1 protein-coding gene is annotated in these 644 nt (G+C 72.0%); it reads right to left on the reverse strand.

Translation table 11 applies throughout. From position 1 onward, the window contains the following. The coding region (locus G3N99_RS40995) for an FAD-dependent oxidoreductase (RefSeq protein WP_206125282.1) at window positions 1-644 on the reverse strand (644 nt) is incomplete at both ends.

Consider the following 644-nt stretch of genomic DNA (forward strand, 5'->3'; position numbering starts at 1 on the left):
TCCGCCGCCGACGCGCAGCCGCTGGTGGGTGCGCGTGATCGAGATCCGCTTGATCGAATCGATGACGTTCAGGTGCGGCGCGTGTTCTTCGTAGGCGACCGGCGCGGTGAGCGTATGGACGCGCACTGGGTGCAGCGGCAGGCGCCAGCCGAGCCGGTCGAGCAGCGGCAGGCTGCCGGCGCCGGCGGCGACCACGATTGCATCGGCGGAAATCACGTCGACCTCGCGAGCGTTCGACGCGCGCCGGTCGCCGGGCGGGACGAGCTCGACCGCGGCGCGGCCGGTGTCGACGCGGATCGCGGCGACTTCCGCGCCGAAGCGGAACTGCACGCCGTGCTCGTCGAGCGTCTGCTTGACCAGTTTCGCGAACAGCGGGCAATTGCCGGTGCGTTCGGTCTCGAGCAGCACGCCGCCGGCGAAGCCGGGCTCGGCCGGCACCGACGGCTCGAGCACCGCGCATTCGTCGGCGGAGAGCAGGCGGTACGGCTGGTCGAGCGTGCGCAGCAGGTCGAGCGCGGGCTGCATCGCGTCCCAGTCGCGCGGGTCGCGCACGACGTGCAGGATGCCGGGCTTCTGCTCGAATTCGAGCTCGAGGCGCGTCTCGATGTCGGCGAGCGTGTCGCGCGACGCGTCGATCAGCGGGC

Source organism: Burkholderia sp. Ac-20392, from assembly GCF_017104585.1.
In the GTDB taxonomy this organism is placed as follows: domain Bacteria; phylum Pseudomonadota; class Gammaproteobacteria; order Burkholderiales; family Burkholderiaceae; genus Burkholderia; species Burkholderia lata.